Source organism: Methanothrix soehngenii GP6 (genome assembly GCF_000204415.1).
In the GTDB taxonomy this organism is placed as follows: Archaea; Halobacteriota; Methanosarcinia; order Methanotrichales; family Methanotrichaceae; genus Methanothrix; species Methanothrix soehngenii.
In genome coordinates, this window is record NC_015416.1 from 1797443 (window position 1) to 1820281 (window position 22839).

The 22839-nt window shown below is 50.9% G+C and carries 24 protein-coding genes and 1 pseudogene; 18 read left to right on the forward strand and 7 right to left on the reverse strand.

Translation table 11 applies throughout. The features are described from left to right. Window positions 1–36: 36 nt before the first annotated feature. Both MCON_RS09070 and MCON_RS16925 read left to right on the forward strand, forming a co-directional pair. Entirely contained in the window at window positions 37–921 is an 885-nt protein-coding gene (locus MCON_RS09070) for a hypothetical protein (RefSeq protein WP_013719690.1), read from the forward strand. 57 nt (window positions 922–978) lie between these two features. Continuing rightward, complete coding sequence (locus tag MCON_RS16925) at window positions 979–1101, forward strand: hypothetical protein (protein ID WP_269798791.1); 123 nt, start codon at window positions 979–981, stop codon at window positions 1099–1101. A 324-nt stretch (window positions 1102–1425) separates the two neighbouring features. On the opposite strand, the gene MCON_RS09075 is transcribed toward MCON_RS16925, so the two are convergent. Continuing rightward, window positions 1426–1818: a hypothetical protein gene (locus tag MCON_RS09075; RefSeq protein WP_013719691.1), complete on the reverse strand. Its 393-nt coding sequence runs from the start codon at window positions 1816–1818 to the stop codon at window positions 1426–1428. Window positions 1819–2217: 399 nt separating this feature from the next. Between MCON_RS09075 and MCON_RS17230 the strand changes: the two are divergent. Together MCON_RS17230 and MCON_RS09080 are read left to right on the forward strand one after the other, a co-directional pair. Then, window positions 2218–2611 (forward strand): annotated as a pseudogene (locus MCON_RS17230) (zinc ribbon domain-containing protein); the annotation flags it as partial. A gap of 70 nt (window positions 2612–2681) precedes the next feature. Next, window positions 2682–4016: a tryptophan--tRNA ligase gene (locus tag MCON_RS09080; RefSeq protein ID WP_013719692.1), complete on the forward strand. Its 1335-nt coding sequence runs from the start codon at window positions 2682–2684 to the stop codon at window positions 4014–4016. Window positions 4017–4024: 8 nt separating this feature from the next. Here the strand turns inward: MCON_RS09080 and MCON_RS09085 are convergent, their stop codons facing one another. The 5 genes from MCON_RS09085 to MCON_RS09105 all read right to left on the reverse strand — a co-directional run bounded on the left by MCON_RS09085 (window position 4025) and on the right by MCON_RS09105 (window position 9404). After that, window positions 4025–4294, reverse strand: a complete 270-nt coding sequence (locus MCON_RS09085; protein ID WP_048132243.1) for a hypothetical protein — start codon at window positions 4292–4294, stop codon at window positions 4025–4027. A gap of 332 nt (window positions 4295–4626) precedes the next feature. Next, window positions 4627–5982, reverse strand: coding sequence for an ABC transporter substrate-binding protein (locus MCON_RS09090; protein ID WP_157863755.1), 1356 nt, complete (start codon window positions 5980–5982; stop codon window positions 4627–4629). A 220-nt stretch (window positions 5983–6202) separates the two neighbouring features. Then, on the reverse strand, window positions 6203–7561 hold the full coding sequence (locus MCON_RS09095; RefSeq protein WP_013719694.1) for an ABC transporter substrate-binding protein: 1359 nt from the start codon (window positions 7559–7561) through the stop codon (window positions 6203–6205). 58 nt (window positions 7562–7619) lie between these two features. Next, the gene (locus MCON_RS09100) at window positions 7620–8999 is read right to left on the reverse strand and encodes an ABC transporter substrate-binding protein (protein ID WP_232844271.1); all 1380 of its coding nucleotides are present in this window, start codon (window positions 8997–8999) and stop codon (window positions 7620–7622) included. A 132-nt stretch (window positions 9000–9131) separates the two neighbouring features. Beyond that, window positions 9132–9404 (reverse strand): non-histone chromosomal MC1 family protein, encoded by a 273-nt coding sequence (locus tag MCON_RS09105; protein WP_013719696.1) that lies wholly within the window; start codon window positions 9402–9404, stop codon window positions 9132–9134. Between the two features lie 335 nt (window positions 9405–9739). On the opposite strand from MCON_RS09105, the gene MCON_RS09110 reads away from it, so the two are divergent. From MCON_RS09110 to MCON_RS09150, 10 genes are all read left to right on the forward strand, one after another. Continuing rightward, on the forward strand, window positions 9740–11551 hold the full coding sequence (locus MCON_RS09110; RefSeq protein ID WP_013719697.1) for an ABC transporter ATP-binding protein/permease: 1812 nt from the start codon (window positions 9740–9742) through the stop codon (window positions 11549–11551). Then, on the forward strand, window positions 11548–13299 hold the full coding sequence (gene cydC / locus MCON_RS09115) for a thiol reductant ABC exporter subunit CydC (RefSeq protein WP_013719698.1): 1752 nt from the start codon (window positions 11548–11550) through the stop codon (window positions 13297–13299). The genes MCON_RS09110 and cydC overlap by 4 nt, the downstream gene beginning before the upstream one ends. Before the next feature lie 76 nt (window positions 13300–13375). Then, entirely contained in the window at window positions 13376–13534 is a 159-nt protein-coding gene (locus MCON_RS16220) for a hypothetical protein (protein WP_157863756.1), read from the forward strand. 2 nt (window positions 13535–13536) lie between these two features. Continuing rightward, window positions 13537–14217 (forward strand): hypothetical protein, encoded by a 681-nt coding sequence (locus MCON_RS09120; RefSeq protein ID WP_048132244.1) that lies wholly within the window; start codon window positions 13537–13539, stop codon window positions 14215–14217. Between the two features lie 196 nt (window positions 14218–14413). Beyond that, window positions 14414–14875 (forward strand): formylmethanofuran dehydrogenase subunit E family protein, encoded by a 462-nt coding sequence (locus MCON_RS09125; RefSeq protein WP_013719700.1) that lies wholly within the window; start codon window positions 14414–14416, stop codon window positions 14873–14875. A gap of 7 nt (window positions 14876–14882) precedes the next feature. After that, entirely contained in the window at window positions 14883–15629 is a 747-nt protein-coding gene (locus tag MCON_RS09130; protein ID WP_013719701.1) for a metal ABC transporter ATP-binding protein, read from the forward strand. Then, on the forward strand, window positions 15614–16444 hold the full coding sequence (locus MCON_RS09135) for a metal ABC transporter permease (RefSeq protein ID WP_013719702.1): 831 nt from the start codon (window positions 15614–15616) through the stop codon (window positions 16442–16444). The genes MCON_RS09130 and MCON_RS09135 overlap by 16 nt, the downstream gene beginning before the upstream one ends. Window positions 16445–16462: 18 nt before the next feature. Further along, entirely contained in the window at window positions 16463–17188 is a 726-nt protein-coding gene (locus tag MCON_RS09140) for a DUF169 domain-containing protein (protein WP_157863757.1), read from the forward strand. Between the two features lie 121 nt (window positions 17189–17309). Then, window positions 17310–18188, forward strand: coding sequence for a metal ABC transporter substrate-binding protein (locus tag MCON_RS09145; RefSeq protein WP_013719704.1), 879 nt, complete (start codon window positions 17310–17312; stop codon window positions 18186–18188). A gap of 161 nt (window positions 18189–18349) precedes the next feature. Further along, on the forward strand, window positions 18350–18754 hold the full coding sequence (locus MCON_RS09150; protein ID WP_013719705.1) for a response regulator: 405 nt from the start codon (window positions 18350–18352) through the stop codon (window positions 18752–18754). 68 nt (window positions 18755–18822) lie between these two features. Here the strand turns inward: MCON_RS09150 and MCON_RS09155 are convergent, their stop codons facing one another. Then, window positions 18823–19080, reverse strand: coding sequence for a hypothetical protein (locus MCON_RS09155; RefSeq protein WP_048132248.1), 258 nt, complete (start codon window positions 19078–19080; stop codon window positions 18823–18825). 225 nt (window positions 19081–19305) lie between these two features. Between MCON_RS09155 and MCON_RS16225 the strand changes: the two genes are divergently transcribed. The 4 genes from MCON_RS16225 to MCON_RS09170 all read left to right on the forward strand — a co-directional run bounded on the left by MCON_RS16225 (window position 19306) and on the right by MCON_RS09170 (window position 22838). Next, window positions 19306–19476, forward strand: a complete 171-nt coding sequence (locus tag MCON_RS16225; RefSeq protein WP_157863758.1) for a hypothetical protein — start codon at window positions 19306–19308, stop codon at window positions 19474–19476. Between the two features lie 277 nt (window positions 19477–19753). After that, window positions 19754–20524: a class I SAM-dependent methyltransferase gene (locus MCON_RS09160; RefSeq protein WP_013719706.1), complete on the forward strand. Its 771-nt coding sequence runs from the start codon at window positions 19754–19756 to the stop codon at window positions 20522–20524. 241 nt (window positions 20525–20765) lie between these two features. Next, window positions 20766–22049, forward strand: a complete 1284-nt coding sequence (locus tag MCON_RS09165; protein WP_157863759.1) for an ABC transporter substrate-binding protein — start codon at window positions 20766–20768, stop codon at window positions 22047–22049. Between the two features lie 48 nt (window positions 22050–22097). Continuing rightward, a complete protein-coding gene (locus tag MCON_RS09170) occupies window positions 22098–22838 on the forward strand; it encodes a class I SAM-dependent methyltransferase (protein ID WP_013719708.1) in 741 nt (246 codons plus the stop codon). The last annotated feature ends 1 nt before the right edge of the window (window position 22839 follow it).

Consider the following 22839-nt stretch of genomic DNA (forward strand, 5'->3'; position numbering starts at 1 on the left):
GAAGATTAATATTCCAGAGGCAGAAGATCAAATCTCGTGCTGCTTAATGAATTACTTGATCTGGGCGAGGAGGAGAGCATATTTTTGGCGGAAGAGTCCCTGCAGGACCTGCTCGACCTGCCTGTAACCCGACAGATAATGGAGGAAGGAGTGGATTGGGATCGCTCTATCCTTCTGGAGGACATCGGCATTGCACTTCACCTGGCCAGTCCGGAGGATTTCTGGCTGCTTTTAACAGACCGGTATTGCAGGGAGAGGATCCTGATGAATGCTGCTGATCGGTTCGGATCGGAGGCGACAAAGAGAATCATGGTCGATGAGAGCGCCTTTCTCCGTGCCCTCGTCGAGTATTATGCCATCTTCATGAAAGACGAGCTGCTATGCGAGAGCTGCGGCACTGCAGACGAGCTGCATTATGCTGAGGATAGAATAACGAGGCTGGTCGATCTATTGAAGCCCAACTTCTCCTGCTCTGATGAGCCTATTTTAGAGATCTGCTGCGGCAACGGACTGGCCACTCAGGCCCTCATTCGTCTGGATCTAGATCCCATGGCCATGGACTCCGATCGCTGTGAGCTCTGCATAGCCTTAAAGAATGGGCTGATGAACCCACAGAGGTCCTTCGTGCTGGATGCCAGGCTCCTGCCACGCTATTTTTCCGGCAGGCCGTTTCAAACCGTGCTCGGCTTCATGGTGGGTCTGATCGATGACTCCAACTGGCCCCTGTGGAGGGAGATACTTCTTGCTGCAGCCTCGCTCGCCGAAAAGAGGCTATTATTTACCGTCTACTCCCAAAAGGAAGCGGATCTCATCGCGAAGGAGATGGGGAAGGCGGGCTGGAGGGGTGAGGTAATCGACAACCAGGACTCCAGGGGGATATACGACCAGTGGGTCTACAAGGGAAGTCGCCAGGCACTTTAAAAGAATGATGGAAAGCTTAATTATCCATACCATTCCTCTGTAGAAGTGGTGAGATTCTTGGCTGACTTTAAGAAGCGAAATGCGGAGAGAAAGGGCGGCAAAAAAGAAGAGATCAAAAGCAAGAAGCTCATGGAAGAGAACCTGGATGATTTAATAGGCAGAGGAGAAGTAGAGAAATAGGCTTCTGCGGCGGAGCTTTGGGCCGAAGAGACCAAATGGCTTCATTTAACCCTTGATCATCCTCCGGGAGGAAGATTTTTGTCTTCTGTGATCTCCGGTTTGCAGGTCTGAACGGTCCTCGAATAAGATTGTTGAATGCCAGAGAGGTGGGATGTCTAAATTGCCATCTCATCCCTTTTAAACGGCCTATCTGGGACAGAGCTCTTTTGGATGGCCGAATCTCGCAGAAAATAGTTTTTGCAGCTCCAATACAGTTTATAAACGAATTCAGAGTTACAGCCAGATACACTGGCGACTTATCTGGCTGCAAATGGCATTTGGCCATTAAGGAGTGACGCTCAAGCTTCGGCTCAACTCTTTGAGCTTTTCGATGCTCTCCAGGGTCTTGACGGACTCTTTTCGCTTCTCATCCTCGAAATGCTTTATGATATCGCCCAGGGATATGGTCAGCCGGTAGACCTTCATCGGCCTTCCTTTGCCATCCTTTTTGATCTCCCTCTCCTCCACCCAGTTATTATTGCGCAACGTGCGCATGGCAATGCTCACCTCGGGCTGGCGGAGGTTGGATCCGATCTCGATCTCCCTTGATGTGGCCTCCTCCACATTGGCCAGGTAGGTGATCATACTGGCCACATTTCTGGGAATGCCAAGCTCTCGGAGAACCTCTACGAACTCCCTGTCGGCATCATCCAAAACTTTTACTGAGAATTGTCTCATAATGACCTCATTCTATTTTTGTATATAACAAATACCTTATGATATAAATAGTTTATTTCGAGGCGAGATATTCTTCTTTGACATAAGATTATACTATAGATATAAACCTCGGCTGCCATTGTTTTGCCATAGTCGTATATTATATCCATCAAATCATAGATGCAACTCTATGGTAATCGCAATGCAACAGTCAAGGAAGGCGATTTATTTTAGCGCTTAAATTGTTGTTATACTGATGCAAGTAGATAAATATTATTGAGATATTACTATTTATAATAATACAGTTTTAATTTTGATTTCACCTCAATTCGGCAGGAGGCCCCATCCTTCAGGGTGGGGAGGAATGCCGAAAGTTCTATATGTATATGGATCGTTATTATCTATGCAATGATGTAAACCCTCAAAGCCGATCTTCAGAGCTGTGGAACAGATAGCGCAAAACGTCATCTGAAGAAGCTTTCCGGTAAAGAAGCTAGGTTCCATAGAGACGTTAATCATTGCATCTCTAAGAAGCTGGTTGCGAAGGCCATAGACACAGTATATCGACTACAAGGCTGCCATAGCTGGTGTGCCCGTGATCTGCATTGATCCTGCTTATACTTCCCAGGAATGCCCTATCTGTCATCTTATATCTCGATCCAACCGTCCTACAAGGGACGAATTTTCGTGTGTCTGCTGCGGCTTCTCTGGTCCGGCTGACACAATCGCAGCGCGGAATATTGCGGCAAGGGTCAAATCGAATAAACTGTGCTGGGGTCGCACCAGATTTCATCTCCAGCACTTCGTCCTTTGATCGCCGGTGCAGAGGAACACGGAGGGATGATGAGAAGATAGATATATAGGCGCTCCCTCCTCTTTCGGCCATGGAAACGAGGCTTGATCCCTGGGGTGCAGTTCATGTGGAAGATTACACCAAGCTCTTCGAGGAGTTTGGGATATCGAGCTTCGATGATATCCTTCCCGAGCTGGTAGATCCTCATCGCTACATGAGGCGCAAGATAATATTCGGCCACAGAAACTACGATGCTGTGCTGGCGGCCATGAAAAGCGGCCGGCCTTTCGCCGTCATGAGCGGCTTTATGCCTACCGGCAGGGCTCACTTCGGCCACATGATGGTGATGAATGAGATCATCTGGCACCAGCAGCAGGGCGGTGATGCCTTCGCTGCAGTGGCCGATATGGAAGCCCATGCGGTACGGGGGATAAGCTGGGAGAGGTGCAGACAGTTTGGCATCGAGGAGTACATCCTCAGCCTCATCGCCCTGGGATTTCAGCCCAAAGAGAACAGCCACATCTATTTTCAGTCCAAGAACTACGATGTGCGAAACCTGGCCTTTGAGCTGGGGATAGAGGCCAACTTCTCCGAGGTCAGCGCCATCTATGGATTCAGCGGAGAGACCTGCATCTCTCATATGGAGAGCGTGATGGCCCAGAGCGCCGATATCCTCCACCCACAGCTCGAGGAGTACGGCGGGCCAAAGCCGGTGGTGATACCGGTGGGTGCAGATCAGGATCCCCATATCAAGCTCACCCGCGACCTAGCCTACCGAATGAGGAGGTTTCTGGTCGAAAGGAGAGGAGACTACATCAGCGTCCGGGGCAAGGCCGCTAGCCAGGAGTTGATGCAAGCGGCTGAATCGGCTCTGCGGGGGACGGGGCTGGGACAGGTCAAGAGGTATGAGGAGCATATCGACATTACAGACCTCCAGCTGAGAGAGGGCCAGAGGATCGATGAGGCCCAGCAGGAGATAGAGGAGTTAATCATAAGGCTGGAGACGGAGCACGGAGAGTATGGCTTCATACCCCCTGCCTCCATCTACCACCGCTTCATGACCGGCCTTACTGGGGGGAAGATGTCCTCCTCCAAGCCGGAGAGCTACATCGCTCTGACTGAGGATCCCAAAGAGGCGGCAGGAAAGATCATGCGGGCCATCACTGGCGGCAGGCAGAGCCTGGCAGAGCAGAAGAAGCTGGGAGGAGAGCCGGATAAGTGCACCATATATGAGTTCCTTCTATTCCATCTATCTGAGGATGACAAGGAGCTTTTAGAGCTTGACGCTGAATGCCGCAGCGGCAGGAGGATGTGCGGCAATTGCAAGAAGGATGTGGCCGAGAGGATAAAGAGGTTCCTTGACGAGCACCAGCAGGCCCGCGAAGAGGCGCGAGAGAGGCTGCCGGAGTTTGGAATTAGGCTTTAGGCTTTGCTCTATATGCTCTCCAGTCTTATCCTTTCTCCGACAGCCAGACCGTGGCCGGGATTGGCCCGCATGCGGATATACTGGTCACCGCAATGCACCCCAATTGCCGGGATATCCTTTTGTGCGGTGGCGCTCTCCAGTGCTAAAAGAATATTCTCATCCGGGAACCTGATTTTGTCGCCACCACGGACCTCTCCATTCATAAATACCGCAGTGACTATATCCGATCCACTGTCATAGATGCTTTTTCTTATGTCTGTGATCATAAGCAAGGTCATGGCATATTAGCCTCAATCGCTATGAACTCCCGATGTTTTCAGAAGAGGAGTCCGGCCCTGGCAGAGGCCGGAGACCGACGACAGGCGGACGACGGTAAAGGAGGTCAACCAGCTTTCTGTCGCTGTATTCCCTATAGAGATATTACTAGTTAATAAAACTTTTGCTATTAGTAGCAATATAGCTCAGAGACGGGCTTTGGAGGCGAAGAATTCGGCAATGGCATGCAAGTGCAAATCAGCCATCGATCAAGCCTGAAATTCCCTTGACCGGTCCCCGGGTTTTTCAAAATTATAAAAAATTTGAGCACAATGGCGCAGAATTGCCTGGAGCCTCATTGAGCTCTTGCCTCAGAATCATTTGCATAGCTTTGATAGAAGCTATCCGGCACCCCCTCCAGCTTTCCGGGGCCATTGATCAGGGGTGGATAGATGAATACTCCGTGCTCATCCAGGTCGTAGTCCAGCCCCAGGAACCTCTGCAAGTACTCCTGATGCAGATCCTCGGGATCCAGATCTACATTGTCAGAATGAAAGATCCGCGCCAGATAGGCAGCCCCGATAAGCCCTTTGCTGGCATCGTTTCTCAGGTTACCGTTGATGATGTAGACCTGGTTGTTCTTGACAGCTGTGAGATTGGCATACTCCGGGCGACTCTTGAATGATAAAAGTGCTTGAGAAATGCCTGAGATGTCATCAGAGTCGTATCCTATTGGCGGAGTGAGAACAATGGTGATGAATATCATATAATCGGGATCGCTCTTAATGACCCATTCGGGGTCCACCTCGATTCTGTAGCTTGATTCCAGGTAGGCGGGCAGATCTTCGGCGATGCTTCTGCCTCCGGCTAAAGTAACCATCTGGCTTAAGGTATCGATCTTTGCATAGGTGAATATCGAATTATCTCCCTCTTTTGGCAGGGTGGCTATGAGCACTTTAGGCCTCTTTTCCTCGGCTAGATTCTCGGTGTATGACTTGATCTCATCGATCTTGCTGATATGCCAATCGATGTACTCCTCTGCTTGCTCTCTCGCCTGCATGATATACCCCAGCTTATGCACGGCATCGGTAAAGGAGGAATTCTCTGGATTGATCAGGTTAGGATAGTATAGTCCGGCAAAGACAACAGGCACTTCTGGCATCTTCTCTTCCTTCTCTGCGGTCTTGTTGGAGAAGGTGAGGAGGAGGTCGGGGCTCAAACTCAAAGCCTGCTCGTAGTCGGGATCTGTGGCTGGAGAGAAGCCGGATACGCTTGTCTTTTTGACCAGATCGGGAAACTCCTTCTCTGATTTGGACATGGCCAGATCCACACCCGCCACCTTATCCGTCCGTTTCAAGATCATCATCATCTCTGAATTGTCCAGGTGCTCGACGATGGCCCTTTCCACGGGCAGCCTTACCGTCACCGGCTTTCCATTTCCGTCAAGTATGGTGATATTCTCTTGAGAATCATTGATGATCATCTCCACCTGGGATATGTCATTTTCATCAACCTTACCGTCGAAATTGGCATCTGCCAGGGGAGAAGCATTAACCGATCCTGCTATTATCTCCTGGAGATATTCTATGTCCTTCATATCTATGGTCCCGTCCATATTGGCGTTGCCATAGATATGAAGGATATAGTCTCCCGCCGATGCCTGCGCCAAAAGGCCGCAGAGCATAATCACTGCTATTAAGCATCTCTTCATTTCCAGTCTCCTTATGTCAGGCCGCTCGATCATGCCAGAGCAGACCATATCGGTCGATCAAAAGCAGCCTTTTTCTATCACAATGATACTTATCAGCATATTTTACTATTTAATCATAACTATCAAAAGAAAAATATTACTAAAATTGGCCCGCATTGATAAAAATTTGGACAGGGCTTGTGCCCTGTCGACTCTTTCTTCTCAGGCTTTGGCAGCCCCTTCATAGGATACAGCAGCATAATAACCATCCGGCACCCCCTCCAGCTCTCCGGAGCCCTTGATCAGGGGGCGGATAGATGAATACTCCGTGCTCATCCAAATCGTAGTCCAGCCCCAGGAACCTCTGCAAGTACTCCTGATGCAGCTCCTCGGGATCCATCTCCGCCTCATCTGGATGGAATATCCGCGCCAGGTAGGCTGCGCCAATAAGGCCTTTGCTGGCATCGTTTCTGAGGTTGCCGCTCAATATGTAGACATCGCCGTTCTGCACCGCTTTGAGGTTGGCATATTCCGGACGGCTCATAAAGGCCTCCAGAGCCTCCTTCATTCCAGTGGGATCATCGGCATCATAGCCGCTGGGCGGATCCAACACCAATCCGCTGTAAGTGGTGGCAACAACCAGCAAAACGATATAATCCGGATCTTCTTGCAAGACCCACTCCGGGTCCACCTCGATTCTATAGGTGGACTTCATAAAATCAGGCAGATCAGACGCCACCGTTCTCCCGCCGGCCAGATCCACCATGCTGGTAAGGGTGTCTATCTGGGCAAAGGTGAAGATGGTCTTCTCATCAGCTTCGGGATAGGCGGCCACCAGGACCGTCGGCCTCTCGCTATCAGGAATACTTCCTGTGCTCTCAACCAGTCTATTGAGCGAATTCATATGCCATTGGATATACTCTTCTGCATCCTGTTGCGCGTCAAGAACATAGCCCAGCTTGCGCACTGCATCGGTGAAAGCAGATGTCTCAGGTTTGAGCAGGTCGGGATAGTACAGGCCGGCAAAGAGCACTGGCACTCCAGGCAGGTTCTTATCCTTCTCCTGGGTGACATTGGAGAATACCAGGAGAAGATCGGGATCAAGACTCAATACCTTCTCATAGTCCGGTTCCTTGTGCATGGCTCCCACGCACGTCCGGTTGGACATCTCTGGAAACTCCGCCGGGGATTTGGCCACTGCCAGGTCCACCCCCACTACCTTATCCGTCTTCTTGAGAATCTGCATCAGATCGGCATTGTCCAGGTATTCGACCACGATTCTCTCCACTGGCTTATTGATGGTGATGGGCAAATCGTTCCCGTCCAGAAGGCTCAGCTCCTTCTCCGTTCCATTGATGATCATCTCCACCTGGGCTATATCCCGCAAATCAACCTCGCCATCGAGGTTGGCATCGGCCAGGCCTGTGGGACTCATATTATTGCTGATGATCTCTCTGAGGGTGGCTATATCCTCCTGGTCGATTTTGCCGTCCATATTGGCATTGCCAAAAACATGGAGCACATAGCCTGACCCCGATGACAGGGGAATGATATTGGCGAGGAGAACCAGTGCCAATACAAAGATTTTATCTGCACTCAATTATAGCATCTCCTTTCTTTTGGTAGTTGTCGAATTCATCAATCTCAGCTGAAAAATGTCATAGATCCTCTGCTTGCTCTTCAGAGAAGAAGAACGCGCCCTTCTCTCGGACATCGTAGTCCAAGCCCATCATATTCACATACTCCTGGTGAGCCGCCTGGGGGTCGATATCTGCGAATCGATCCGGATAGAACCATCTGGCCAGAAGGAGGACGGCAGAGGGGTAGTTGGGCGTTATTGCATAGTCATTGGTTATGATGTATATCCCATCGTTCTTCACGGCCCGGACCTCATCGAATCCCGGCAGGCTCCTGATATCCTGGGCGTAGCTTTCAAGGAGGCTGTCATTGACATTTTCATAAGGCCTGATCCCTGGGCCCATGGCCCGGCCTACGATGACCTCCGGATTCTGGGAGAGGACCCACTCAGTCTCTATCTCGCCATACTCGAAGGCTGTATCCTCATATCCAGGAAGGCGGCCGGCAGCGATGTTAACACCTCCTGCCATCTCCACCAGCTTGTGGGCTGCATGGCCGGTGCCAATAGCCGTTCGGGAACTCATGGGCCGGTCGCCCTCGGGCGTGCTCTCCAGGTATACCCGCACCCGTTCATTCTGGGGGATCTTCCGGACCTCATCCTCCACCTGGTCGAGGATGGCGTCGTGCCACTGCAGATACTCCTCTGCCCTATCCCTTGCACCCATCAGGATTCCCAGCAACCGGACCCTCTCTCTCATGTCGTCGGGGCCCTGGCCGCTGCACTCACAATCGAATCGCAGGACCTCAACCTCTGGGGGAAGTTTATCGTCCAGCGACTCTTCAGATGGGTACCAGGTATAAGCGAGGATGGCATCGGGATTGGTCTTTAAGACCGCCTCCACATCGGGCTCTCCACCACTGCCTATGCTCTGGTACTTGCTCAACCGCGGGAACCTGTTGGGCTGCTCAGCGAATGTGTCCCTGACCCCCACCACCTTCTCCTCTGCCCCCAGGAGCTGGAGGATCTCAGCGCACTGATGGGTATAGACCACCAGCCTCTCCAGGGGCTGCTTTACAGTCACTGTCTTATTGTCTGAATCAACGATTGTGATCTCGCTAGGGGTTCCGTTGATGATGCTCTGCACTAGTGAGATGTCTGATTCGTCGATCTCTCCATTATTGTCCGCATCAGAGAGCCATGTCGGCTCTTCGGTTCCCTCTATTATCCTCTCTAGATATGCTAAATCCTGGTCATTGATATCATCGTCGAGATTGGCATTGCCGAATATATGCAGTACATAGCCATTGCCCGATGCAGAGAGCATCAATAATGCAAAGGCCAGCATTAGTGCTTTTAAGGGTATCATCACCATCTTTCCTCTGCCCCGCCCTCCATCCTGCAGCCGAAGCGATCCATCCGGCAAGCAGGAGAAGATAGCGGTCGCATGTAGGCATATCAATCAAACCTGTATTAGAATTTAATCATAATCAAAATAAGAAAATTGTTACTGCACAGGATGAGGACTCAGGCAGATAAAAAGGCCAACACGGGAGATGTGCTGGCCGCTGCCCCCGACAGAGTAACGATGAGTTCAGATCTTCTCCAGCTTCTCTATCCCAATCTTCTTTACCGTCGGCTTCCAGATCTTATCGGGCATCCAGGCAGGAGCGTTCTTTGGCTTCTTGACCTTTCTTCTGTTGCCCTGATAGATATGGACCTTTTTTGTGCCCCTTTCCCTCAGCCTTATATCCTTGACTCCTCTGCTCGCCACTTTGAGGGCTGCTTGCCTGGGTGCCATTCCCGTATAGATGCCAACCTCATTGCCCGAAGCATCTCGGAGGGCGAAATTCCTCTTTTCTTTCAAAATATACCACCTACACAGGAATCGATGAAGTGATGATATAATATTAACTTTTCTGCACAAAGTGCTATTTAAAGCGTATGTCGTGAGCCATCCAATGCAGGCGGATGGAGAATATGGGGGTATTCGATCAGCGTCTGAATGGATAAAATCCATGGGAAACGAATACCCTCTTACCAACTCTAGCGAGCAGAAGCCAATTTATTTTCATTTACCCTCCAAAGCAAGATAATAATATGAATTTATAATATCTCCTACGACAGATTTATTAACGAGTGTAACACGACAGGATTTAATTTTACGGCGCAGGAGAAGGGCTGCGGCAAAAGAAGGAGAACATGGAAGGCTTAATCGACAAACGGATTCTGAAGTTCGCCCCTGGTGCAAGGCGCTGGATCGCCCTCACCTTCTTGTCTGGCCTGATGGGATCTATTGCCAACATCGCCCTCCTCTTCCTGGCGGGAAGGATCATCGTGGGAATATATGATGGTCGCACTCTCCTCTCCATGCTGGATCTGTTCTCAGGCATGCTGGCGGCCATAGGCCTGCGAGCCATTGCCGAGGCCTCCATAGATATCACCGCCCAGCGTTCCGCCGCCATGGTCAAGAGCAGCGTCCGAAAGAGGATCAATCAGCATCTTCTCGATCTGGGTCCCTCTTTCGTCGAGATGCGCAACACAAGCGCCCTGGCCACCACGGTCTTGGATGGAGTGGAGGCGCTTGAGGCCTACGTGGGGCTTTATGTTCCTTATATGGCTCTCTGTCTGGTTATGCCCGTTCTCCTCTTTTTGGGCTTTGCCATCTATGTAGACCTGATCTCCGCCCTGATGCTTATGGCTTTTGTCCCCCTGGTCCCCCTTTCCCTGCTGATATTCACCAATCTGGAGGAGTGGAAGGTGGGTAGAAGAGCATGGGAGACATACCGGGAGCTGTCTGCTTACTTTGCCGAGAGCCTGCAGGGACTGACCACCCTCAAGCTCTTCAGCCAGGCAGAACGCCGGGGGCAAGAGCTTCATAGAAGATCCAGGAACCTGGAGAAGGCATTGGTGCAGAGCCTGCAGCTCTATTTCGGAGCCAGTTTCGTCTCCGAGGTGGTCCCAGTTCTGGGCTACTCCCTGACCATGATCGTCTCATCATTCCGCCTCAGCCAGGGTAGCCTATCGATGGACAAACTGGTCATGGTCCTTTTGCTGGGCTCGCTCTTCTACGAGCACGTCAGCCATCTGCTTTTATATCATCACTACAGCCTGCTGGGAAAAAGAACCGCGAACGCCATATTCGAGCTATTAGATCAGATGCCTGAGGTCCGGGATGGCCAAGATACAGCACCTTCTGCTATTGAGCCGGAGATCAGGTTTGAGGGGGTTCACTTCGCTTATCACGGCGATAGGCCGGTTTTGCATAACATCTCGTTTGAGGTGAAGCCAGGCAGCACTGTGGCTTTGGTTGGGGCGACAGGAACTGGCAAGAGCACAGTCATCGATCTTCTCTTCCGCTTCCACGATCCCCAAGAGGGCAGAGTGCTCCTGGGGGGCCATGATATTCGCAGCTTGCCCCTCAATTTCCTGCGCAGCCAAATGGCTCTGGTTGCTCAGGAGTCCTACCTATTCTATGATACCGTGGAGAATAACCTGCGCTTGGGAAATCCCAAGGCCAGTCATGAAGAGATCGTCCGGGCGGCAACAGCAGCCAACGCTCATCAGTTCATTGTAGCGCTTCCTGAAGGCTACCAGACGGTCATAGGCGAGAGGGGAGTGCTTCTCTCCGGAGGAGAACGGCAGAGAATCGCCATTGCCCGCGCCCTTCTCAAGGGGGCACCGATTCTCCTCCTGGATGAGCCGACCTCCAGCATCGATGCCGAGAACGAAGAGGACATCCAGAAGGCCCTCGGCCGTCTGCAGGCCCAGCACACTGTTATGATCATCGCCCATCGGCTGAGCACAGTCAGAAAGGCGGACTGCATTTTAGTCATGGAAATGGGGAGAATCGCCGAGTCCGGCGGCCATGAGGAGCTGCTGGCTAAAGGAGGCATCTATGCCCACCTGGTGGCGGCTCAGTCCCTGGATATGCCAGAATGCAGGGATGACGAGAATGCTCTCCCCATGAAAGTTGGCAGCAATCTCGCCGCTGTGGCGGGAGGAGGGCCATGATAAGAGGCGTTCTTGATTCCAGATCGGTTTGGCGCCGGCTGATCTATCCTATTCGCCCTCATCTGGGACTGATGAGCCTGGCCGTCATATCCGAGATCTTAAGACAGGTCTCGGGAATCGGCGTTGCCGTTCTTGGTGCAGCTCTCTTCGCCCGGGCGGTGGCCGGCACGGCCATCGAGGAGCTTTATCCCTATGCTGCCGCCATGATCATCCTCGGCCTGGCCAGAGGGACCTTTGGCTATTTAGGCCCTTATCTATCTCATGTGGCGGCATTCCGCATCCTGGTCGACCTGAGGGACGAGTTCTTCTGGGCCATAGAGCCCCTCGCTCCGGCAAAGCTTGCCAGGAGGCGCACGGGCGATCTGGTCAGCACAGCAGTATCAGACATAGAATTGCTGGAGCTCTTCTTCGCCCATACAGCAGGACCAGCGGTAGTAGCATTTATCGTCCCCATCATCGCTCTCACCGCTCTGGCAACCATCAACCTGCTTTTGGCAGAGGCATTGCTCATTTTTCTCATCCTGCTGATCCTCATGCCCAGGCTGGCTTTCTGGCTGGGCACAACTCTAGGGGAGAGGTTGAGGGGGCAGCAGGCACTTCTCAACTCCCAGGAGCTGGATACCATTCAGGGAATGAAGGAGATCCTGTCTTTCGGCTACAGCAGACAAAGATTAGAAGAGCTATCTGAAAATTCTGCCACACTGCTGGCATTGCAGGCCAGGCAGGCGAGAAACATCGGGCTGCAAAGCGCAGCGAAGATCAGCATCGTCTCTGCAGGGACTCTTGCCGTGCTCCTATGTGCCAGCATCCTGGTCAGGCAGAATTCCCTTGCGCCAGGCTTTCTTCCCATCACCATGATCCTGGCCTCAAGCGTCTTTCTCTCCATAACCTCAGTGGTCGAGATCTCCAAGCAGCTCTCTTTGACCCGCGCTGCTGCTCGCAGACTCTTTCTTCTATTGGATGAGCAGCCAGCGGTAAGGGACGAGTCCGGTCTGGGTCCGGCAGTTCCGATCGAATCCATAGAGCCATCCATTTCTCTGCAGGATGTCAGCTTCCGCTATGCTCCGGATGAGCCTTTAATCTTAAGCTCCATCAGCCTGGAGATTCCCGCAGGATCGACAGTGGCACTGGTGGGGACGAGCGGAGCAGGAAAGAGCACAGTGATCAATCTGATGCTCCGTTTTTGGGATCCGGAAGCGGGAAGGATATTGCTCGGTGGAAGTGATCTGCGCCGCTATCCCATGATGCAGCTACGCCGTTTGTTTTCTGTGGTTTCTCAGGATGTCTTCCTCTTCAGCGATAGCATCAGAGAGAACATCCGGTTAGGCCGGCCAGAAGCTAGCGATGCCGAGGTGGAAGAGGTCGCTAGCAGGGCCCGCATTCATGATTTTATAATCACCCTGCCCCAGGGGTATGATACCCTGGTGGGAGAGAGGGGAGTTCGTCTCAGCGGCGGAGAGCGACAGAGGATCGCCATCGCCAGAGCTCTTCTTAAGGGAGCGCCCATACTTGTCCTGGATGAGGCCACCTCCAGCTTGGATGCAGAGAACGAGAGGGCAATCAAAGAGGCTCTGATGGAAAGGAGAGAGGGTCGCACCACCATCATGATCGCTCATCGGCTGAGCACTGTGGTGGATGCTGACTGGATCTTCGTCATAAATGGGGGACGGGTAGTAGAGCAGGGAAGGCATGAGGATCTCATCGCCCGGAAAGGGAGATATGCCCGGCTGGTGGAGGCGCAATCTTAGTGGAGGCACAATCTTAGTGGAGGCACACGAGATCGCAGGATAATAATATAAATATATCACTATATTATATATCGATATGACCCTTTATACCGCTCTCATAGCCACTGTGGAGATATCTCAGGTCATGATCCCACCGATCGTGATTGGATTTTTCCTGGCCAATGTCATTCGCCGCTCACCCTATTTTCGCTATCTGACCATGACAGGAAGAGGCAGATCACCGATTGTGAACTGATTGTGGCCGTTTTAGTGGGATTTATTCCCAAGGGATTGAATAGCATGCTCATCTTCTCGCTGCCAGTGGCCCTCTCCGTTCTGGGCCCTCAAACCGGCGGCCTTTACGTATGCCTGGATCTACTCGCCAACTTCTTTGTGGCTGGCATCGGCATCCTTGCCGCGAGACGATTGCTCTCAGCCAAGGCGCTGACATTGGAGTGCGAAGAAGATCCAGAACAATGGTATGGATGGGTGGCGATACTAAAAACCGGTCTTAAGGAGTGCCTATCCTCGTCCATCAACATCATCAAGGTGCTGGTCCCCACCATCTTTCTAGCCCAATTGGCCATTGAATATGTGCTGGTACTGCCCATTGTGGAGAGATACAACAGCTTGGTCGAGCCCCTTGGATTCTCATCATCCAGCCTGATAGTTCTCATGGCCAGCCTGGTCAGCCAGAGCGCTGCACTGGTGGCTTCAGGCACATTGCTTCGTGAGGGCTCTCTTTCCATCGTCAGCTGTCTTCTACTGCTGTTTATAGCCAGGTTTTTGCACCTGGGCATAGGATGCTTCAGAATTGGCGTCCCCACTAATATCTCTTATTTCCAGGGATCGTTAGGGCTTAGGATTACCGCTATGGAATACTCGTTAATCGAAGTGGCTAATATTATGATATTATTTCTGCTATTTCTATTTCTCTAATCCGCGTGCAGCCTCGTCAGGATTGCCTTTATCGAAGAGGAATTGATAAACCTCATCGAGAGGAACGAATACAAGAAGAAATGGGGCAGATCCAGAAGTGGATGACAGAGATTTAGTAACAACATTTGCGTACAAACATTTAATATGTAGCACTTAAATTCAGAATAAAGGCATATCATGTGGAGGCAGTCTGATTATGGACCACCAAGAGGGCAAATGCAGATACACTGGCATGGATAAAGAGTATACCATCGAGGACTTGGCGGCATTTCATGGCCATCTCGGGCCTTACATCGTCCTGGGCTATATGATCGGCAGATATGCCCGCAAGAACCTCTGCTCCGATCCCTTCCAGATGAAGGCAGAGGTCTTCTGCCAGGATAAGCCTCCTCAATCCTGCCTCGCCGACGGAGTGCAGATCGGCAGTGGCTGCACCCTGGGCAAGCGAAACATCCGGATCGTCCCCAGCAACGAGATCCGCTGTCATTTCGCTGCCGGGGAGAGGGAGCTGGTCATCATTCCCAGGCCGATTGCCTTTACCTCAGAGAGCGGAAAAGAGCATGACCTGCTCATCGAGCAGCTGGCTGAGAAGATGTACCGCATGGCCGATACTGATCTCTTCACTGCGGATCTGCGTCCGGATTGGGACCATGGGTGAGCGTCTTTTGAGAGCTATAGTTCTTGAGAGCATCTACACCGCATATGAGGGCGGCTCAGAGCCGGTTATCAAGGATCTTTCCCTGGAGGTTGATCGGGGGGAGTATGTGGTCATCGGCGGCCCGAACAGCGCGGGAAAGACCACCCTGCTGGAGTCGATCAACGGCCTGGTCAAGATCACCCATGGTAGGGCCTGTGTCTGCGGCCTGGATGTTCGCCGACGTGGCTTTGAGGTGAGAAGGAGGGTGGGCTATGTCATTCAGAACTTCTATTTCGATCCATTCACCCCTTTCACCGCCCAGGAGGTGGTGATGATGGGACGCTTTGGCCGTCAGGGACTGTTGAGCCGCCCGAAGGAGTCCGACTATGATGCCGTGCAGAGGGCGATAAAAACAGTAGGTATCGAGGACCTGGCACACAAAACCATAGGCACCCTCAGCGGCGGCCAGCAGCAGAAGGTGATGATCGCCCATAACATTGCCAAGGAGCCGGATCTCTTCATGCTGGATGAGCCATTCAGCAATCTCGATTTTCGGGCCAGAGAGTTCCTGCAGGATGTGTTCAAGGGGATGGTGCAGCAGGGGGTCCCCATCCTCATGGTGGCTCATGCATTCGATGGACTCCCCGATATTCCCATTCATCTAGTGGTCATGAACCGGGGCAGGATCACCGGCGACCTGAGCTGCCAGGCGGGGGAGGTGGAGGAGATAATCAGAAAGGAGTGCGAGGTCAAGGAAAGATGCTCGAGTGGCTGATAGAGAACAATGTGGTCTGCCATGCCCTGGAGGCGATGATCTTTGCCTCCGTCGCCTGCAGCATCCTGGGGGTGATCATCTCCAGGATGAGCCTCTCCTCAATTGGCTTTACCATGTCCCATGCTGCCTTTGCCGGTGCGGCTCTGGGCATGTTCCTGGGAGCGAATGCTCAGATGGCTGCCATCGCCTTCAGCATGGGAGTGGCAGCTCTCATCGGTCCGGTTAGCGAGAAGGCCAAGATGGCGGCCGATGCCACCTTAAGCGTTTTATTCTCCCTGTCCATGGCAGTGGCCATCTTCTTGATCTCTTATATGGAGTATATGGGCAAAGGGCTCTCCGCAAGCAGCCTTCTATTTGGGGATGTCATATCTTTATACCGGGAGGAGATTTATGCCCTTGCTGCCATCTGCTGCCTTTCCATCCTCTTCGTTTTAGCGTTCTACAAAGAGATCTCGGCCATCATGTTCAACATGAAGATCGCCGAGTCAGCCGGGGTCCGGGTTAAGCTCGTATATTACGTACTATTATTCATTATTGCCCTATCCGTGGCGCTCAGCCTCAACATTGTGGGCGGCCTCTTGATATTCGTATTGCTGGTGACGCCTGCATCCATAGCTGGCCAGTTCTGCTTTAATGTAAAGAGCATGTTCATAGTTGCGCCGCTGGTAGCTCTCTTGGTGAGCGCCTTTGGCGTCTGGGCGGGTTTTGAGTTTACGCTGCCCGTCGCTCCTCTGGTGGCCCTGCTGCTCACAGGCGTATTTGCAATATCCGTAATGCTGTCTTTTAAGAGAAGGATAAATACAAAAATACATTGATGATTAAAGCTCTCGGCGGTGGTAATAGTCAAGGAAAGATTGTCAATCAGGCAAATAGGATCCCTCCTGGCAAATGCCGTGAATATGAAGACCAGTCCGGTATGCGTGTACGGCTCGGATCAGGTACCGGAAAATGCTGTCCGGTCCTCTTCGTTCAGCGATTGCCTTGCCTGCAACATGTATCAGATTGCTGAAGGCAGGATTACGGGTCCTGTTTATGCCGGAAATGACCCCAGTCATTTATTTTGCCGCTGCATGGGAGGTCCGGCATGGTTTGGATATAGGGGATTTGATCCGAGGTTGCCGGGCCTGATGTCCACAGGATCTGAGGCTGCAAAACAGGATGGAAAGCATCTGAAAGAGAACGAAAATATCGCATGCGAGACCTACAAGGCAGTAGGTGAGATCAAAACCCTGGGCAGGTATGTGGTGATGAGGCGCTGCGATGATTTCCAGGAGGACCCTGGCGTAAAATGCATAGTATGTTTTGCCAGCGGCGAGCAGATCAGGGATTTATGTGCACTGGCTCATTTCGGCAGCCATAACGTTTTTAATTTAATATCGGTTCCCTGGGGCCCGGCTTGCGCTACCCTAGTTACCTATCCTGCGGGCATGGCGGAAAATGCTTCTCTGTCTCAGATATCCATCGGTCCAACGATCCTTCCGCCAGGGGTTGGCTGCCCGAAAACTGCCTGGCCATGGGAATCCCGGCAGAGATCGCCCGGAAGATGGCCAATGATGTAGTGAGGTCGTTTTTGGCTAAAATAGATAATGTCTCTTGATTCGTTATATTTAATACGAACTTACAAAGATAATCAAGTCAATAGTAGTAAAACTTAAATATTTAGTATTACTAATTCCAATTATGAGAATTCAATCATCCAACTTAGCCATACTGATGCTGGCGATCTTTTTGATCGTTCCTGCTGGTGCAGAAACGGCACCGTCAACTCTCAAGATCGTCTGCACCACCAGTGTATTGATGGATCCGGCAACCTATATCGGCGGAGATAGGGTGGAGGCCATTTCCATCGCTGACCCTACCCTGTGCCCTCACCTGCAAACAGACATCATTCCAAATCGCATTCAGCTCAACATGGATTTCATCAAAGATGCTAACATGTTTATGGCGTACAACGACAGCAACGACCAAAGGTATAACATGCCGGCAATCAACGATTTCATGACGGCCAATAACTATGGGACAGCTGAATGGATGACGATATCCAACCCTTCCCGCGGATGGAACACCCCGACCAACTCCAAGCTGCTGGCTGCCGAGGTAGAAGGGTGGCTCGCAAATAAAGACCCGGCCAACAAAACCTACTACGAGCAGCGCTACAATGATTATGCAAAAAGCTTTGACGCCATCGAGCCTACAGAGTCGGAGAAGAAGCAGCTAAACCAGACGCAGGTCATAGTCATGCTCTGGCAAAAAGATCCCGTGCAAAACTGGCTGGGCATGAATGTGGTCAACTTCTTTGCGCCCGAGTTCGCTCTGAATGGAACCAAGACCGCGGCCAGAGTGGTGGACGACATCAATGCCAATCCTGAGAAATACCAGAATGTGAAATATATCATAGAGAATATGCAGTCCGGGGAGCTGGCCAAGGGAATTGAAGAGTCCTTGAAGGATAAGGGAATCGATGCAGAGCGAGTGATCTTCACCAACTTCCCTGGATCGGTTGAGGGTGCAGACACGATGGCAGAGGTTCTAAACCACAATAAGCAGATCGTGCTCTAGGCCGGCAGGCTCATTTTTCTTTTTTCTGGATTTTATTGGAGTACAAGACGACAAAAGCTTTGATATTACTACAATCGAAATGCTTATTACTTAATAATACAAATTACTATTAATTCTCCAACCATAGAGAGAATTGCTTTCTTGGGAAAATGGTGAGTGGGATGACATTTGAAAAAGGATCTGATTTGGTCTTTGAAAAGCACCCCAATAGAGCTTTAAGCATTCTCATTGCCGAGGATGACCCGGCAAATCAGCTGGTCGCCTTGCGGATGCTAAAGACGCTGGGGTATAATGCCGATACAGTAGACAATGGCCTCGAAGCTTTGATTGCCATGGAAAGCCGCTCTTACAATCTGGTGCTCATGGACATTCAGATGCCAGAGATGGATGGATTGCAGGCGGCTAGAATCATCCGGAAACGCTGGCCAGAGGGCCCCAGGATCATCTTTGTCACTGGCTGCACCAGCCGCAGAGATGAATGCATCAGCGAGGGAGGAGATGGCTTTATCTCTAAGCCGATAAGCTTGCACCAACTGCAGGAGGCGATTGATGATAAGGCATGTTGATGTCCTAACCTCGTTCAACATTTTCAGGGTATTCGAGCAACATCCTCGAGCAACGTCTTCGATCTCATCTACAGCTCCAACGCCTTTTGAGATCTCTCCGGCTCCATCGATATCATTACAAATCCAAGCACGCTGGCGCAGATCATGAGCCCCGGCGGTAGACGAACATTTACGTTGATATCCTCCACCTGATTGGTGGTGCCAATGACAAGCTTCTCTATGGCGTAGTTGTCCGATCGCTCCTCGCCCTGAACCATGGGCAATCCCGATAGCAATAGGCAAAAGATGAGCGATAGATTTGAGATCGAATGCTTTTTTGCTTCCATAATATCCATCCTGTGTTTGTGATACTTAATGGCTCCATTAGATATAAATGTATTATTAATTGTTCTTGATGTTGTTGAAAAGTACATTTTCTGATAATTCTCTGAAAATTCAAAATCTGAGCAAATCCATCAGCATGCAAATAGCAACCACACTCCTCTATAATTCTACCAAATCTATCATTACTTTAGAAAATATCTTATACTAGTAAGGTATAATATTATATCATGCTAAAAAGTAATGAAAATATCGGATCAAGCAGATCAGTCCGCTCAGAGATAAGGTACTTCGACGACGAACTCAATCCTGTCTCCAGGGATAAAGCCACCTGGGCAGTCTTCCGAGAGGTGGATGATAAAGGAAACCTCCTCTTCGAAGCGCAGGGATTCATCGACTAGCCCTGCAGGGGGAGCTTCTGATCCAAAATGCAATTATTAATAAAAAAGCTAATTTTTCATAATATCTTTCAATCTCATTAGCCAACTTATCATTTTCAGACCTAATGTGAATTGGGCAAAGGATTTATTAACCAAATCCCAATAGCATAGATGTATGTATGATCTATCAATAAAACTGAGCTATTTAATATTATAAAGTGTCATCTAATGGCATCAGACCTGCTAGTCAGTGATTGAGATGGTTTCCGATCGGGGTAAAGGAGGTTAAGAGACGATTATGGATGCAAAGGAGAGCATTTCGCAATACTGGGATTGGAGAAGCCGGAGCTATACCAACGGCAGTCATGGATTTGAAGAGGAGGAGAAGGCCGTCTGGAAGATGGAGTTAGAGCCATTCCTCCAGGGGAGGAGATACAAGAGAGTCCTGGATGTGGGGACCGGTCCCGGATTTATGGCCTTGATACTGGCGGAGATGGGGCTTGATGTGACCGGTGTCGACATCTCCTCCGGGATGATAGAAAAAGCGAGGCAGAACGCCCAATCGATGGGCTTGCAGGTGGACTTTCGCCATGCAGATGGCGAGCAGCTTTCTTTCGATAGTGAGAGCTTCGACCTCCTGGTGAACAGGCACCTGCTCTGGACCCTTCCCCATCCCCTGGCGGCGGTGAGAGAATGGTCTCGGGTTCTGAAGGACGGGGGCCGCATCCTGGCCATCGACGGGGCCTGGTTTGATCCCTCTCTAAATGCCCAGATCCGCAGGGGCATATCCAGTGCTGCTGCTAAAATCTGCTCGAGGAAGGCCCCATCTCTTAAATCCAAATTCCTAGACCACTACCAATCGATAAAAAAGGAGCTCCCACTCTTCAGCCAATCCAAACCGGAGAGGATCTGCAATGTCTTCGAAGAGGCGGGCCTTTTCAATGTCTCATTCAGGCATCTGGAAGAGGTGCAGAAGCTCCAGAATAAAAGGGGCTCTGTCTTGAGCAGATTGGAGTATCATGAGCCCACATTTGTGGTGGTGGGCGATGTGGCCAAGAGAGTCCGATGATGCGCTTCATTGTCCTTGCCTCACCATTTCCTTTTATCCCTATCTGCAACCAGAGTAGAGAATCAATGCCTTTCGACTCAAAAAAGGGGATCCAATGGGAAAGGATGGCTCTTAAAGCCCTAAAAATTCATCACAGTATTTATTAACTCGATGTATTATCGTATGAAAAAGTGACTGCTGAATTCATGTATTATCCCGTGCGAGGTATAAAATAATGGAGCCGAACCGCTTAATTTGGATTTTGATCTATGCTCTCGTGATATTATCTCCTACTAATGCTGCTGATTTCGTCCTGGAGATCTATGGCAATGCCAATATGGATGAGCATCTGGACCAGGCCGACCTGGACTATATCAGGGATATCGCAGCGGGCAAAACCGAGCCCACCAAGCTTGCCGATGCAAACTATGACGGCGATGTTGATGAAGAGGATATAGAGCAGGTCCAAGCCATACTGGATGGCAGAGAGACTCGGATCACCTATATAGACATCCTGGGTGAGGCAGAGACGTTGAATAAGCCCATAAAGCGCCTGGTGAATATGGGTTACAATGGGGTGGAGATGACCAGAATCCTGGGTGCAGAAGACCTCCTTGTAGCCTATGGTGCAGATAGATCGGCGCATAAGACATATCTTCCAGAACTATCCGACCTTCCTTCAGTCTCTCCAGACGAAGGAGCCCAAGCCGAAAATGCTGACTTTGAGAGGATAATTATGCTGAAGACCGATGCTCTCCAGACCAATATAGAGAGAGGATCTTCTTCAACCGCGGGCCGGGCACAGAAGGATATATTCAAGAAAAACCTCCCCGATGTACCTCTGATCTCTCTCAATATGCGTGAGCTTGATGTTCTGGTGAAGAACGTCCGCACCTACGGTTACCTTATAGATCATGAGAAAGAGGCAGAGCAGTTCATAAAATGGTATACTGAATACTACAACCTGTTTGAAAGCCGGACCAAAGACATTCCTGAGGAAGAGAGGCCAACGGCGTTCTTCGAGTACGCATCCGAGCCCTATAATTGTTATGCTTCAGGCAGCAATCTGGGCCAGGTTCTGGTCTTAGCCGGGGGGAAAAACATCATCGATGGGGCAGTGGGTCCAGATGATCCTCAGTACAAAGGCATGATCGCTGCGGATCCAGAGTTCATCGTCAAAGAAAACCCCAAATATATTTTTGAGGCAGTGGCAAGCTGGGGCGATGGCGGATATGAGACAGATGATCTCTCCAAGATGACCGCCTCAAGAGATCAAGTCCTAAATCGAAGTGAGCTGGTTAATGTCGATGCGGTAAAGGAGAATCAGGTATACTGTCTGGACTACTTCCTGCTCATCGGCGCGGGGAACAACATCATAGGCACTGCATACCTGGCCAAGCTCTTTTACCCCGATCTATTCGAGGATATAGATCCCGTGGCCATACATCAGGAATATGTGGACCGTTTCTGCCGCATAGACTTCAATGTCGAAGAAAAGGGTGCATTCCTCTATCCTCCGTATGATCGCTGGCCGGTGGAGGCCTGAGGATATGATAGTCTTGCCGCTTTCGATCTACCTTTCCAGGAGCCGGGGATGAAAGAGAGGATAACCAGACACTGGGACGGGAGGGCAAAGGCCTACGATGAGAACGTCAGGCAGGTCATATACTCCTCCAGGGAGAGGCGCATATGGCAGAAGATCTTCAGCGTAGCTATAGGCAGCGCCCCCCTCCGGATTCTTGACGTGGGCACGGGACCGGGAATTGTGTCCAATCTTCTCTCCGAGCTGGGTCATGATGTCACAGGCATTGATGCCTCGGAGGGAATGCTGAAGAAGGCCCAGTCGAACTCGGAAGCTCTGCGCAATCCAATGCATCTAATCCAGGGAGATGGCGAAGTTCTGCCCTTTGATGATAGCTCCTTCGATGCTGTGGTCAACAGGTATGTTCTCTGGACCCTTCCCCAGCCGGAAAAGGCAATTGCTGAATGGCAGAGGGTTCTGCGGCCGGGCGGGAGGCTGGTGATCGTAGATGGCACCTGGTTTGATGAAAGAGATAGGACGGCATGCAGGCAGCTGTGGCGCAGTCTCTCTCTGATCCTGATCATGCTCACCGAGAGGAGGATGCCATGCTACCAGGAGATGGATAAAACGATAAAAAGGGACCTGTGGTCCTGCAATATGAAGCGGCCTGACCATGATATAGAGATGCTCACCAGACTCGGTTTCAGGGATGTTCAGCTTAGAGATAACCTCAACCGAAAGCTGCTATTAACCCTCAACCATCTGAAGCATGGATACGGCGGCAGGCAGTTCCTGGTCACCGGGGTTAAGTGAA